Here is a 12812-nt window from a genome sequence, read left to right on the forward strand (position 1 = left end):
GTGGAGCGCGATGGCTCCACCTTTTTAATAGCTCTTTTTACGAGTACTAACCATTCCTAAATAACATAACACAGTAAATAATATACTAATGGTCAAAGAGTGAAACAATGCCGGTGTCAAATAAGTATTAGCGTATAATATTGATACTCCTGCCGTACCTTGTATGATTACAAGGACGAGTACAGCTGTACTTCCCCAAACGAGACTTTTATAATGACGAAACTTCGAAATCGTCCATATCCACAAAATAAGGATAACAATGCTTAGTGAAATAGCAGCTATACGGTGAGTCAATTGAATACCTATTTGATACCCCAATGTACCATTAAGGTCAGGTAAAAACTCATTATTGCAGAGAGGGAATCCACTACATACATATGTAGCATCCGTGTGTTTCACGTATGCCCCCGTGTAAATAACGATATAGCAGTAAATAAGTACGAAAAACAAATAGTTTCGATACTTTCTTGAAACACTAATTACCGGAGCGTGCTTTTTATCTTCAAATGCAAGTATATTTAGCAAAACAACAGAAGCAAAAGAAATGGCCGATATTCCAAAATGCAGAGCAAGTACGATATCGGAATTACCCCAAATTACAGCACCTGCTCCCATCAAACCTTGGAAAATGATAAACAAGACTGCCATTAAAGCCATAAATTTTGTTTCTCTCATATGTGACAATTTGTTCCATGACCATATAGCCAATATAATAACAAAAAGACCCATTAAACCCGACCAAGCTCTATGAGTATATTCAATCAAAGTTTCCATCGTTTGAGTTTGTGGAACAAGTTCACCAAAGCATAATGGCCAAGTGGCACCACACCCGTCACCGGAACCAGTTTTTGTAACTAGAGCCCCTTGTAATAAAACAATCAACATGCCGATAGAAGTAATAATACCAAATATTTTAAGTCCTTTATGCAATTTTAATCACCTCCTCGTCTTATAGGAGAAAGACTTTCCTTTATATTTCTTAATATACTTATCGTAATGAAAATACGGGAAAAAAGTCAATTTTAAAAGAGTGAACATTTTAATAAGGATATAAAATGTGAAGATAGTGTGAAACTTTCTAAATTAATGAAACAATAATGAGTTTAGGATATAATGTTTATAGTATGATATTGGGTGAAAAGCATAATTGCTGTTTCTCTCATTGTGTGGTTTTGTGGTACAATCTGATTATTAGTGAAGAATATCAGGGAAACCTGTCGAGTTACCTGGTTTCTTTATGAGATAATTGTTCCTGACCGCCAATTTAAAAGGGGGTGAAAGGTTTGGATAAGACGAATACAGCCATTAATTCCTCAGACATGGAAGGGTCTCATATGGATGAAGAAGCAATAGATGCAAAAGATAAGTCCTGGAGAGATTATGTGACTCTTGCGAAAATGGGTATTGTCAATTCCAATCTTGTTACTGTATTTGCTGGATTATTTCTGGCTTCTGTATATAATACTGACTTTCAATTAATGCAAAATATGCATATTCTTATCTTGACATTAGTTGGTGCTGGATTGGTAATGGCAGGTGGATGCACGCTCAACAATTTTATTGACAGGGATATCGATCCAGTGATGGAACGCACTAAAGAAAGGCCAACGGTAACTGGGAAGTTAAAACCTTCCAATGTGCTCATTGCCGGATTATCTGAAGCCGCTTTGGGAATTATGATACTAGGGGCTGTAGAACCAGTAGCAGCTCTTATATCTGTGATAGGTTTGATTGTGTATGTACTCGTTTACACAATATGGCTAAAACGAGTATCAACATTAAATACAGTCGCCGGTAGTTTTTCTGGAGCTGTACCTCCGTTAATTGGATGGGCAGCAATTGAACCAAGCTTGCATATATATGCTTGGCTATTGTTTTCTATTATGTTTATTTGGCAGCCGCCTCATTTCTTAGCTCTTGCTATGAAGAGATGTGAAGAATATCGCGCAGCAGGAGTGCCAATGCTTCCTGTTGTCGCAGGATTTGCGATGACAAAAAGACAAATAGTATTATACGTTGCCACGTTGTTACCTATTTCTTTACTATTGTATGAGTTTGGTGTGATTTATATTGTCTGCGCCAGCGTTTTAGGAGTCGGATGGCTAGCCTTGGGGTTAGTTGGCTTTAAAATGAAAGATGATGTAAAATGGGCACGACTCATGTTTGTGTATTCTCTTAATTACATGACAATATTGTTTGTAGTTATGGTTGTTGTCCACCTATAGGGGAGGCTTGTTTTCAGGTAGAAAATAGACTGTATATAGTCTTTTTCTTTCCTGAATATCCTGAATATACACAGGCTGAAGGTGTAGGATAATAGCTGTAAATACCATAATACAAAATACTTAGCGAAAGAGAGGTTTGATTACTCTATGAAAGGACGCATAGGATTGTGGCGTTTTCTTCCTTTATCAGCCATGTTTTTTCTGTTGGCAGGCTGTGGGGAAGACAAATTAACAGCTTTAGATCCATATGGCCCACAGGCTGAATGGATCCTTGACAACATGATTCTCAGTTTATATGTCATGGCATTAGTAATTATTGTTGTTTTCACACTATTCTTTATTGCAGTCATCAAGTTTAGAAAAAAAGAAGGCGATGAAGAAATACCAAAGCAAGTTGAAGGGAGTAAGACGTTAGAATTAACTTGGACAATTATTCCAGTCTTTTTACTTGCTATACTTGCAGTACCAACTATTGCAGGTACATATAACATGGCCGAAGAAGCACCAGAGGCTGCTGGATCAAGCGGTGAAGAAGGGGAAAGTGCAGAAGGCGAAGATGGTGAAGAAAACGGTGAAGAAGTAGAAGAAGAAGATGCAGCAATTGTAATCGATGTGACTGGTCATCAATTTTGGTGGCAATTTGATTATCCAGAAGGATTTTCAGCTGGTAATGAAGTCTACATCCCTACTGGAGAGAAAGTTTGGTTTAATTTAACTGCAAGTGACGTTATTCATTCATTCTGGGTACCGGCTCTTGGGGGGAAAATTGATACCATACCAGGTGTAGAAAACAGTATGTGGCTTGAAGCCAATGAACCTGGTGTGTATAAAGGGAAATGTGCTGAATTATGTGGACCTTCCCATGCATTAATGGACTTTAAAGTAGTTGCGATGGAACCTGATGAGTACGAAGTTTGGGCAAAAGAAATGTCTGGTGAACAAGAGTCTTCAGCCGAAGAGTCAGAAGGTGGAGGAGCAACTGAAGAATCTCAAGAGGAAGATACTCAGGATTCCACAATGTCTGACGGACGTCAAGCTTTTGAAGATCAGGGCTGTATTGGATGTCACGCAGTTGAAGGACAAGGTACAGGTCAAGGACCATCATTATCGAACTTTGCCGATCGTGAAAAAATCGCGAATGTTATTGATGTAAGTGACGAAAATCTTGAAGCATGGATTCGTGATCCGGAATCATTTAAGCAGGGCAATAATATGCCAGCATTTCCAGATATGAATGATGAAGATATGGACGCGATTATCGACTATTTAAATTCTTTAAGTGTCGAAGATGAATTAGAATAACATTAAAAAGGAGGTAAATCTTGTGGCAACAGCTACTGCTTCTATGAATAATAATAAAAGTGTCTTATGGGACTGGCTGACGACCGTCGACCATAAAAAACTTGCTGTGTTGTATTTAATTGCAGGTACACTGTTTTTTGTAAAAGCTGGTGTTATGGCTTTATTTATGCGAATTCAGCTCATGTCAGCGGAAAATGATTTTTTAACCGGTCAAACGTTTAATGAGTTTATCACTATGCACGGAACAATAATGTTATTTCTGGCAGCAACACCGTTAATTTTTGCTTTCATGAACTTTGTGATTCCTTTACAAATCGGAGCACGGGATGTGGCATTTCCCTTTGTAAATGCTCTTGGATTTTGGATTTTCTTTTTCGGGGGATTATTAGTAAGTGTAAGTTGGTTCTTTGGGGGAGCGCCAGATGCTGGTTGGACAGCTTATGTCCCCCTTTCGAGTGGAGAATATGCTGATTTAGGTTTGGATTTCTATGTTCTCGGTTTACAAATAAGTGGTATTGGTACATTGGTATCTGCGATTAACTTTATCGTTACAATCATTAACATGCGCGCTCCAGGTATGACGATGATGAGAATGCCGCTGTTTTGTTGGACTGGTCTTGTCACATCGATTCTTATCGTGTTTGCGTTCACACCACTTGCAGCAGGGTTGGCCCTGCTTATGCTCGATCGTATATTTGGAGGACAATTTTTCGTTCCGGATTCCGGTGGTAATGCAGTGCTCTGGCAGCATATTTTTTGGATATTCGGGCATCCTGAAGTATATATACTAGTACTGCCTGCATTCGGTATTATTTCTGAAGTAATCCCGGCCTTTTCTAAAAAAAGATTATTTGGCTACACTGCTATGGTATTTGCAACACTTATTATTGCATTTTTATCGTTCATGGTATGGGTTCACCACATGTTCACTGTAGGAATTGGTCCTATAACCAACTCCGTTTTTGCAATAGCTACAATGGCAATTGGTATTCCTACTGGTATTAAGATATTTAATTGGCTATTTACCATGTGGGGAGGGAAATTAACATTTAATACAGCAATGCTCTGTGCTTCTTCCTTTGTGCCAACGTTTGTACTTGGTGGAGTCACGGGTGTTATGCTTGCGATGGTTCCTATAGATTACTTGTATCATGACACTTACTTTGTGGTTGCTCACTTCCACTATATTGTTGTAGGTGGTATTGTACTCGGATTATTAGCTGGTACGTATTATTGGTATCCAAAAATGTTCGGCCATAAACTTAACGAAAAGTTAGGTATTCTGATGTTCTGGTTATTCTACATTGGATTTCATCTGACCTTCTTTATTCAACATATCCTCGGTCTGATTGGTATGCCAAGACGTGTGTTCACATATTTGGATGGTCAAGGTATGGAAACAATGAACCTTGTCTCAACAATCGGTGCTTTCTTAATGGGTGCGGGAGTTGTTGTACTAGTCATTAATATTGTTTACTCAGCATTCACATCAGAACGTGTTGCTGTACGCGATCCGTGGGATGCAAGAACGCTGGAATGGTCTACTACAACACCTGTACCAGAATATAACTTTGCGCAGACACCTCAGGTTCGTTCATTGGATCCTTGGTTTTATGAAAAAATACATGGCGATGGATTGATGAAATCAGCGGAACCTATGGATGAGATTCATATGCCAAACGGTTCCATTCTGCCATTCATGATAGGCTTAGGATTATTCATTTGGGGATTTGGCATGATTATGTTAAATATGGAAAATCCTATTATGCCACCGGCTATTGTGATAGGCGTTGGATTTGTCGTTACTTTTGGGTCCATGCTAGTACGGTCTATTAAAGAAGATCACGGCTACCACATACCTCTCGATAAAGTTAAGAAAATCGAAAAGGAGGTAAGTTAACATGTCAGATTCTGTAGATGTATCTAAAGGATTACCATCTAACCCGGAAAAGGCAACATTAGAAGGTAAAAATAAATTTTTAGGATTTTGGGTTTTCCTAGGTGGGGAAACAATAATGTTTGCTACCTTTTTTGGGACATTTCTCGGGTTGAAGGAAGGAACAGCAGCGGGACCTACGGCAGACGAGTTATTCTCCCTGCCTTTGGTCTTCATTATGACAATGTTATTGTTAACAAGTTCGTTAACAAGCGTACTCGCAATGTTTTCTATGAAGAAAAACAATTTTAAGAATATGATGATATTAACGGCAATTACGGTAGTGCTAGGATTAGGATTCCTTGGTTTTGAAATATATGAATTCTATGAATATCTACATCATGGTTTAGGGTACACCACTAGTGCCTTTGCTTCTTCCTTTTACACTCTTGTCGGTCTGCACGGGGCTCACGTTGTATTTGGTTTAAGCTGGTTTATCACCTTAATGATTCGCTATAGCCGGACTGGCGGTATCACATTAACAAATGCACCAAAGTTTTATCTAGCTAGTTTATATTGGCACTTTATCGACGTTGTTTGGGTGTTCATTTTTACAGTTGTTTATTTAATGTCAATAGGAGGTGCGTAACGGATGTCAGATGAACTTTCAAAACCGTTTACAGAAAGCTCATTGTCTAAGGAAGAACTGATGAAAATGAATCGGGAAAGACGTGTACAGATTATAACTTTCGCGTTTATGATTTTTTTAACAGTGTTGGCATTCATAGCGGTAGGGATGGAAATGATAGAACCGAGTTTCGCGATTCCATTCATCCTGCTTCTGGCTGTTGTTCAATTTGTCCTTCAATTGTTTTATTTCATGCATCTGAAAGATAAAGATCACCAATGGCCGAATGCTTTTATGCTGACAGGAATTGTTGTGGCAACGCCGGCTGTTATTGCACTTGTGTTGCTGCTCGGTGTTACTAAATATTAAAGTAACGAAACTGCTCCTTATCTTTTGGATAGGAGCAGTTTTTTGTTCACTGTATCGTTAGAGATTTACACTATGGAAGTGGATTATATTTTGTATAATGGGAATAAATGATAAGAGTATTTCAAAAGGGGGTTGGATAGATGTCGACGAATAAGGAAAACCATGTGAATGATAAAACAAATGTATGGATTGCAGTAATTTTAACTATAGTGATAAATGGGTTAATTACTATTTTGTTTTTCATGGATGGCAATGATGAAGGAATTGGGTTTGATTTAACCATTTTGCCAATGTTAAATGCAATATTTAATAGTTTTACAACTGTTTTTTTACTGATGGCTCTGTTTTTTATTTTACGTAAAAACATTAAAATGCACCGTCGTTTTATATACGCAGCATTCACGACAACATCTCTATTTCTAGTTACTTATCTCGTTTATCATTATCTAGCAGAATCAACAGAATATGGTGGATCCGGCTGGTTAGAAAGCGTGTATTATTTCATTCTCATTTCGCACATTATTTTGGCGATTGTTATTGTGCCACTTGCGGTTATTACATTTTTACGAGGTATAAAATATCAAGTAGCAAAACATCGTAAAATCGCGCGTTGGACAATGCCGATATGGCTTTATGTAAGTGTCACGGGGGTCATCGTTTATATTATGATTTCACCGTACTACTAACCCTGTTTTTACATCCCCGCCTCTTAAGTCAAAACATAACCTCGTGTATTATTTTTATAATAAAACCCCTGAACTACGCTTTTGACAATAGTTCAGGGGTTTTTAATGTTAAATCTTAAAGTTAAACTTAATAATACCAGCTTCTCTAGCGGAGGTGAATGCAATAACAGTCAGTGGGCCTACTATAAATCCAATGACCCCTAGTAATGATAGCCCGATATACAGCGAGATGAGAGTGGCTAGTGCAGAAAGTCCGATATGACTTCCCATTACTTTTGGTTCTACTGTACGACGAATGATTAATAGTACAACACCAAGTCCTATAAGTTGTGTGCCAAGCACAATGTCTCCGGCAATAAAATGATATAAAGCCCATGGAGCCAATATGGCGATGGAACCAATGATAGGTATAAAATCAATTAACCAGATAAGAATCGCCATTAGTAATGCAACATCCGGAGTGAAAATATACAATCCTATCAGCGTTACAATAAATATAATAATACTCACTAAAAACTGGGCTTTAAAGAATCCAAGTATCACATAAGATAATCTGGATGTCATAAATTTAAACTTTTCAGCAGAATCTTCTTTCAAAAAAGAGTACATTTTCTTTTTTAACCGTGGTAAGTCTGTTAAAAATAAGAATAAGGCTATTAGATAAACGAGAAAAGACACAATAAAGCCGGGAATGGAAGCAAGCATACCTGGAATTTCGTCAACAAATGCTAGTAGTTTTTCTCTCCAGCCTTCTAGCCCATCTATGATTTGTGTGTTGATTTGCTGAATCGCCTCAGGTGGAAGATTCATATCTTGATAAGCTGTATCGATGCGAGATTGTAAACTTAATAATGCTTGGTTTAAATCATTGACATAGCCGGGAAAGTTATCGATAAAATATACTGCTTGTGCAACAACTTGGGTTATTACAAAGTAACCAAATAAGGAAACTGCTAATAAGAATGAAATGAAAACGGTGACCACAGCTATACCTCTGGACATCCTCATTTTTTCATGAAGCAGTCTGACAATTGGAGATAAAAACAGTGCCGTTAATAATGCAAGTATAATTGGACCGGACACAGGCAGAATAAAGTAAGCTCCGACTATTAGGATGATGATAGATAATATACGTAGAATTATTTTTTTGTTAAAAAGCGACGCCACAGCCAATCCCCTTTCGAAAAGTCCTTGTTTCTAACCGTTCTATGTGTCTTTATTATAGTATGAATGATGAAAAAAGAACAGAAAAACGTCCTTTGTGACTGCGTTATCTTGAAAAAAACCGGTGAATGCAATGATTCATCCGGTTTGACCTATGTATGGCTGCCACTAGGCTTGTTCTGCTTCCACCAGTTCGTTATAAACACTTTCTATCTTTTGTTTACATTTATTGATTACTTTATCTGGAAAATCTTCATCATATTCAATGCCGTGGGGATAGTAGTGTCGTCCGAAAAAAGGAGTAAGTAATCTTACTTCAGCGTCTTCTTTTGGAATTTCTCCCTTTATGGCAATTGCTTGAACACGTAAAAAATAAGTAGCGTCATCGGTTTTATCGAGCATTTTGTAATCAAATGTGACGCGTTCATAATCCCATTGTCCTTCGTGAATGAATCCGTTATTTTCCATCACGTGAACTAAACTTCCAAAGTTGAATTCTTTACCATGGAAATCAAAATCTTCAATTTTCATATAATACCCTCCTGCACAGTGGTTAACAACTATTTAGCTAATTTAATCATAATACGAATAAACAGAAGATGCAACGCTATTATATGTGAACATGAAGAATAAATACATGAACTTCGGTTAATAGTAATAATTGAATTAATAATAAGGAGGATAATCATTCATGTCGAATATTCAAGAAGTAATGACTACTGATGTTGAAACATGCAAACCAGAAGAAACGGTGTATGAAGCTGCAAAGAAAATGAAAGAGTATCATATTGGATCCATACCTGTTACAGAAGATCGAAATCTAATGGGGATGATTACTGATCGTGATATTGTTCTCCGTTGTATTGCGGAAAAGAAACCGGAAACAACAAAAATTTCAGAAGTTATGAGTTCTAGTATTATAACTGCAGAGCCTGATATGAACGTGCATGAAGCGGCTCGTATGATGGCGGAAAAACAAATACGCAGACTTCCTATTGTGGAAAATCAACAATTAATCGGGATAGCAGCTCTTGGAGATCTTGCCGTCGACGATGGCACGGATGAAGAGGCTTCTTTTGCTTTAAATGAAATCTCAGAAAGACCAGAAGTTCATCACTAAAAGATATCGGGTTTACTTTTCTTTTAAAAAAGGGAGGTAAACCTTTTTTTATATAACTTGTCGTTTATTAAAAAATGGGCGAACGAACCAAGGACAGTTGAGTAGTATGGTATCAAATAGTTAATGTAGGAGGTGTCTTATACATGAGTGATTCCATTCATGAGTCCGTTTATGAATTTCGTGAGTTTTTATATCAGCATCCTCTGTTGATAAGAGAAGTGAGAGAAGGAAAAAGAACCTGGAATCAGCTTTACCAAGATTGGGTTATATTAGGAGAGGATCATGAGGATTGGTCCTCATTTAAAAGAAAAGATAACCAAAAGGACAAAGGGACAGAAAACGGACAAACAGACTCATTGTCGGCGATAATGAAAACATTAGGACAAATAAATGTGGAAGATCTACAAAAGCAAATTTCTCAATTTAGCGGTATGATGGGGAATGTACAACAAGCATTACAGCATTTTCAAAAGCCATCCGGCCCTCCTAAATCACCACAAGATCCGTTTTCTTTTAGAGGATTTTAAAAAGGGGTGACCTCATGCATCCAAATTGTTATCATTTCATTCAGTCAAAATCAGAATACAAAGAATTTATCCGTTTTCACCCGAGTTGGTATAGAACATTAAATAGACATCCCGATTCACTTCCACAATTTGTCGAGGCGGCTCGTCAATATCATGGTCAGACCTTCCCACAACAACTAGAAAGATGGCAAAAAAATATTAATACTATATCAATGATTATGCGTCTATTGAAATAATTGAATATTGCCGTTTAAAAACCTTCTTTTGCTGCATACTAAAGAAGCAAAGGGAGGTTTTAAGTATGAAACGTTTAATGAAAATATTAAGTATCACTATAATATTTACATCTATAGGATACTTTATTGAGGAAACAGAAGCATCAGATTACACAGAAGAAATAGAAATTAGAACCATTCCTGTAGCAGATGTTAAAGAATCAGAAACAAAAGATTGGACGCTTCAATATAAAATCAAAAATTCAGACTTACTAGTGGAGTGTATTGTTCCTGGTTTTTCGTTATCAAAAGAAGAAAAGAGTGGACATGGTTTCTTAGTGGTGAAAATGAATGGAGAAAAGGCGGCAGAAATGGGTCAAGCAGCTTTTATGATGAAAAATTTACCTCCTGGTACGCATAAAATGGAGGTTACACCAAAGTCATATGATGGAGATTCAAAGAAACAATCGATAGAATTTGAAGTAGAAATCCCGTCTTCATAATATCTTCTTCTTCAATCGTAAGACGTAAACGTGTTACAATGAATAGATGGAGGTGTTCACATGTCTGCAGTTATTTCAACTCCAGTTGATCTGCTTGATGAATCTGCCCAGCTTGGACAAATTATTCTTCAGTCCGAGGTTTTTATAGAGTATAAAAATGCGCGTAGACGTATGGATGAAGATGAAGAAGCTCAGCGTCTCATTTCTAAATTTTCGGCTGAGAAAGATAGGTATGAAGAGGTTCAACGTTTCGGAAAATATCATCCTGATTACAAAACGATATCTAAAGAAATTCGTACCGTAAAACGGGAAATGGATATGCATGAATCAGTGGCTGCTTATAGAAGAGCAGAAAGAGCTTTAGAAGAGTTATTGAATGAAGTTTGTGGTGAAGTTGCTGGTATAGTTTCTCCGACGATTAAGCTCCCTGGAAACAATCCTTATTTTGAAAATGAAGGTTCTGGATCATGTGGCAGCGGCGGATGTGGCTCTGGCGGAAGTTGTGGATGTTCTTAGTATAGTAAGGAATTATTAAAATATAACATAAATAAGAGGACCGGGCGGTTTTTACCGGCCGGTTCTTTATAGAGTATTTGCACCTAGTCCCTCTCAGGAGGAATACAATATGTTTCAAGGGATTTTTACGTATCAAACCATTGTTAAAGCGGATGTGTATGATGTGTGGAGTTTTTTTCAAAACCTCAATATGTTAGAACGATTAACCACATTTCCTAAGGTCCAAGTCCTTCCTAGTGAAAGAGAGTCCTTTATCAAACTACGGATACAGGCCGGTATTTTAACCTTTTATTGGTATGCAAACATTATTGAATCAAAAGAGCCCATATATTTTATTGATGCAGGACAGTCACTGCCTTTTCCTTTTATTGATTGGATACACAAACATTTGTTTACCCAGTGGGGATGTCTAACTGGTATAACAGATTATGTTTATTTTAAAAGCTATGTGCCATCTTGGATGGTTAAAACAGGGTTAAAACAAATGTTTCGTTCGAGAGAAAAAGCATTAAAACAGTTTTTTTCCTAGTAAGGCAGAAATCCGGAACATATGTGTTCCGGATTGTCATAAAATCTCATTTGTTTTTAACTTTAGAGGGCCAACTTCCTATATAAGTAACGATTCATGAATCGTTACTTTTTTAAATTTTCTCTAGGTGACGGTGAATGAGGGCAAGGATGGAGCGACGTGTCATGATGCCAAGAAATGCTCCATCATTATCTTCTATACAAACAAATGGATGATTGATAGAGAGCATTAATGCTTTACCAAACGTTTCATCTTGTTTCATTCTTGGAACTTTCGCCGTCATAACATCCGACACAAAGTATTCGTGAAGCCGTTCCATTTCAATGCGTTCCATGCCTAAGATGGAATCAAGAATTTGAGCTTTGCCTACTTGACCTTGCACTTTATATTCTTTGTCGAGTACAGGAATAGATGTGTAACCGGACTTGATTAAAACTAAAAGTGCATGATCTAAAGGATTATTAGATTGAACATGTGCTACTTTTTCTTGAGATATCATTAATTCGCTAATCTCATTATCGGTAATCTGACTGTTTTTTAATGTTTGTAACAACATTATCACTTTCTTTCCTTATAAATAAATTTACTATCGTCAAAAGAAAGTGGCCCTAAACAGAAAAAATAAAAGCTCCCGATTTTCAAAACCCAATTTAATATTAGAGGCAGAAATGTAATATGTCAAGTGTTAATGAAAGCGTTTTCTTTTATTTATTCTTAGAAGATTTATTTTCGTATGTTAAATGCGGCATTGAGTTGTCCCCGCAACATTCGCTCACGAAGCTCTTTTTTTGGAAGTTTTTTCTGCTCCATTCGGCGTATATCAAATGTTTGCATTCCATCTTCCATTTTATCCGCTATATCTATAAGTCTTTCGACATCATCAAATGAATATTTACGAGTTCCACCCTGAGTACGTTCAGGAAATACAAGCTTTCTTTCTTCGTAATAGCGGATTTTTCTTTCAGATAGACCTGTTAATTCACTCATAACTCCAATCGTAATGACTTTTTTATCTTTGTAAGAAGACATATCGATGCGCTCCTTTTCAAATTCTTAAAATGTCTCTCCCTGTGTACAAATATATCACATAAAAAATAAAAAAAAAGCCTATATGTTAGAAAAACTAACATATAAGAAGAAGATAATTAACAT

The 12812-nt window shown here is 37.0% G+C and carries 17 protein-coding genes; 12 read left to right on the forward strand and 5 right to left on the reverse strand.

Annotated features, from left to right (window positions below):
* Positions 1-24 precede the first annotated feature (24 nt).
* A complete protein-coding gene (locus J2S78_RS06970) occupies positions 25-930 on the reverse strand; it encodes a COX15/CtaA family protein (protein WP_306897328.1) in 906 nt (301 codons plus the stop codon).
* A gap of 389 nt (positions 931-1319) precedes the next feature.
* Between J2S78_RS06970 and cyoE the strand changes: the two genes are divergently transcribed.
* The 6 genes from cyoE (at position 1320) to J2S78_RS07000 (ending at position 7086) form a co-directional block, all read left to right on the forward strand.
* Positions 1320-2225, forward strand: coding sequence for a heme o synthase (gene cyoE, locus J2S78_RS06975; protein WP_306898742.1), 906 nt, complete (start codon positions 1320-1322; stop codon positions 2223-2225).
* A gap of 147 nt (positions 2226-2372) precedes the next feature.
* Positions 2373-3527: a cytochrome c oxidase subunit II gene (coxB, locus tag J2S78_RS06980; RefSeq protein ID WP_306897330.1), complete on the forward strand. Its 1155-nt coding sequence runs from the start codon at positions 2373-2375 to the stop codon at positions 3525-3527.
* 43 nt (positions 3528-3570) lie between these two features.
* On the forward strand, positions 3571-5427 hold the full coding sequence (gene ctaD / locus J2S78_RS06985) for a cytochrome c oxidase subunit I (protein ID WP_306898743.1): 1857 nt from the start codon (positions 3571-3573) through the stop codon (positions 5425-5427).
* 1 nt (position 5428) lies between these two features.
* Complete coding sequence (locus tag J2S78_RS06990) at positions 5429-6052, forward strand: cytochrome (ubi)quinol oxidase subunit III (protein ID WP_306897332.1); 624 nt, start codon at positions 5429-5431, stop codon at positions 6050-6052.
* Positions 6053-6055: 3 nt separating this feature from the next.
* Positions 6056-6400 (forward strand): cytochrome C oxidase subunit IV family protein, encoded by a 345-nt coding sequence (locus tag J2S78_RS06995; RefSeq protein ID WP_306897334.1) that lies wholly within the window; start codon positions 6056-6058, stop codon positions 6398-6400.
* A gap of 140 nt (positions 6401-6540) precedes the next feature.
* Positions 6541-7086, forward strand: a complete 546-nt coding sequence (locus J2S78_RS07000) for a DUF420 domain-containing protein (RefSeq protein WP_306897336.1) — start codon at positions 6541-6543, stop codon at positions 7084-7086.
* Positions 7087-7194: 108 nt separating this feature from the next.
* Here the strand turns inward: J2S78_RS07000 and ytvI are convergent, their stop codons facing one another.
* Positions 7195-8253, reverse strand: coding sequence for a sporulation integral membrane protein YtvI (ytvI, locus tag J2S78_RS07005; protein WP_306897338.1), 1059 nt, complete (start codon positions 8251-8253; stop codon positions 7195-7197).
* Positions 8254-8418: 165 nt separating this feature from the next.
* On the reverse strand, positions 8419-8781 hold the full coding sequence (locus J2S78_RS07010; RefSeq protein ID WP_125559303.1) for a YugN family protein: 363 nt from the start codon (positions 8779-8781) through the stop codon (positions 8419-8421).
* 160 nt (positions 8782-8941) lie between these two features.
* Between J2S78_RS07010 and J2S78_RS07015 the strand changes: the two genes are divergently transcribed.
* The 6 genes from J2S78_RS07015 (at position 8942) to J2S78_RS07040 (ending at position 11660) form a co-directional block, all read left to right on the forward strand.
* Positions 8942-9370, forward strand: a complete 429-nt coding sequence (locus J2S78_RS07015; protein ID WP_306897340.1) for a CBS domain-containing protein — start codon at positions 8942-8944, stop codon at positions 9368-9370.
* Positions 9371-9513: 143 nt separating this feature from the next.
* Positions 9514-9897, forward strand: a complete 384-nt coding sequence (ylbD, locus tag J2S78_RS07020) for a spore coat protein YlbD (RefSeq protein WP_306897342.1) — start codon at positions 9514-9516, stop codon at positions 9895-9897.
* 14 nt (positions 9898-9911) lie between these two features.
* Positions 9912-10133 carry a YlbE-like family protein gene (locus J2S78_RS07025; RefSeq protein ID WP_306897343.1) on the forward strand — a complete coding sequence of 74 codons (222 nt, stop codon included), beginning with the start codon at positions 9912-9914 and terminating at the stop codon, positions 10131-10133.
* 65 nt (positions 10134-10198) lie between these two features.
* The gene (locus J2S78_RS07030) at positions 10199-10615 is read left to right on the forward strand and encodes a hypothetical protein (RefSeq protein ID WP_306897345.1); all 417 of its coding nucleotides are present in this window, start codon (positions 10199-10201) and stop codon (positions 10613-10615) included.
* Positions 10616-10675: 60 nt separating this feature from the next.
* Positions 10676-11131 carry a YlbF/YmcA family competence regulator gene (locus J2S78_RS07035; RefSeq protein ID WP_306897348.1) on the forward strand — a complete coding sequence of 152 codons (456 nt, stop codon included), beginning with the start codon at positions 10676-10678 and terminating at the stop codon, positions 11129-11131.
* A gap of 109 nt (positions 11132-11240) precedes the next feature.
* Positions 11241-11660 carry a hypothetical protein gene (locus J2S78_RS07040; protein ID WP_306897349.1) on the forward strand — a complete coding sequence of 140 codons (420 nt, stop codon included), beginning with the start codon at positions 11241-11243 and terminating at the stop codon, positions 11658-11660.
* A gap of 112 nt (positions 11661-11772) precedes the next feature.
* On the opposite strand, the gene cbpB is transcribed toward J2S78_RS07040, so the two are convergent.
* Together cbpB and J2S78_RS07050 are read right to left on the reverse strand one after the other, a co-directional pair.
* Positions 11773-12216 carry a cyclic-di-AMP-binding protein CbpB gene (gene cbpB / locus J2S78_RS07045; protein WP_306897351.1) on the reverse strand — a complete coding sequence of 148 codons (444 nt, stop codon included), beginning with the start codon at positions 12214-12216 and terminating at the stop codon, positions 11773-11775.
* Between the two features lie 167 nt (positions 12217-12383).
* Positions 12384-12689 carry a MerR family transcriptional regulator gene (locus J2S78_RS07050; RefSeq protein ID WP_306897353.1) on the reverse strand — a complete coding sequence of 102 codons (306 nt, stop codon included), beginning with the start codon at positions 12687-12689 and terminating at the stop codon, positions 12384-12386.
* Positions 12690-12812: the final 123 nt, after the last annotated feature.

Origin of the sequence: Salibacterium salarium, from assembly GCF_030813635.1 — a bacterium.
In the GTDB taxonomy this organism is placed as follows: Bacteria; Bacillota; Bacilli; order Bacillales; family Marinococcaceae; genus Salibacterium; species Salibacterium salarium.

Coding starts and splice junctions, on each gene's coding strand:
- J2S78_RS07035 (WP_306897348.1), top strand. CDS start 10,676: ATGTCTGCAGTTATTTCAACTCCAGTTGATCTGCTTGATGAATCTGCC.
- J2S78_RS07015 (WP_306897340.1), top strand. CDS start 8,942: ATGTCGAATATTCAAGAAGTAATGACTACTGATGTTGAAACATGCAAA.
- ctaD (WP_306898743.1), top strand. CDS start 3,571: ATGAATAATAATAAAAGTGTCTTATGGGACTGGCTGACGACCGTCGAC.
- coxB (WP_306897330.1), top strand. CDS start 2,373: ATGAAAGGACGCATAGGATTGTGGCGTTTTCTTCCTTTATCAGCCATG.
- J2S78_RS07010 (WP_125559303.1), bottom strand. CDS start 8,781: ATGAAAATTGAAGATTTTGATTTCCATGGTAAAGAATTCAACTTTGGA.
- J2S78_RS07000 (WP_306897336.1), top strand. CDS start 6,541: ATGTCGACGAATAAGGAAAACCATGTGAATGATAAAACAAATGTATGG.
- J2S78_RS06995 (WP_306897334.1), top strand. CDS start 6,056: ATGTCAGATGAACTTTCAAAACCGTTTACAGAAAGCTCATTGTCTAAG.
- J2S78_RS07040 (WP_306897349.1), top strand. CDS start 11,241: ATGTTTCAAGGGATTTTTACGTATCAAACCATTGTTAAAGCGGATGTG.
- cyoE (WP_306898742.1), top strand. CDS start 1,320: ATGGAAGGGTCTCATATGGATGAAGAAGCAATAGATGCAAAAGATAAG.
- J2S78_RS07025 (WP_306897343.1), top strand. CDS start 9,912: ATGCATCCAAATTGTTATCATTTCATTCAGTCAAAATCAGAATACAAA.
- J2S78_RS07050 (WP_306897353.1), bottom strand. CDS start 12,689: ATGTCTTCTTACAAAGATAAAAAAGTCATTACGATTGGAGTTATGAGT.
- J2S78_RS06990 (WP_306897332.1), top strand. CDS start 5,429: ATGTCAGATTCTGTAGATGTATCTAAAGGATTACCATCTAACCCGGAA.
- cbpB (WP_306897351.1), bottom strand. CDS start 12,216: ATGTTGTTACAAACATTAAAAAACAGTCAGATTACCGATAATGAGATT.
- J2S78_RS07030 (WP_306897345.1), top strand. CDS start 10,199: ATGAAACGTTTAATGAAAATATTAAGTATCACTATAATATTTACATCT.
- ylbD (WP_306897342.1), top strand. CDS start 9,514: ATGAGTGATTCCATTCATGAGTCCGTTTATGAATTTCGTGAGTTTTTA.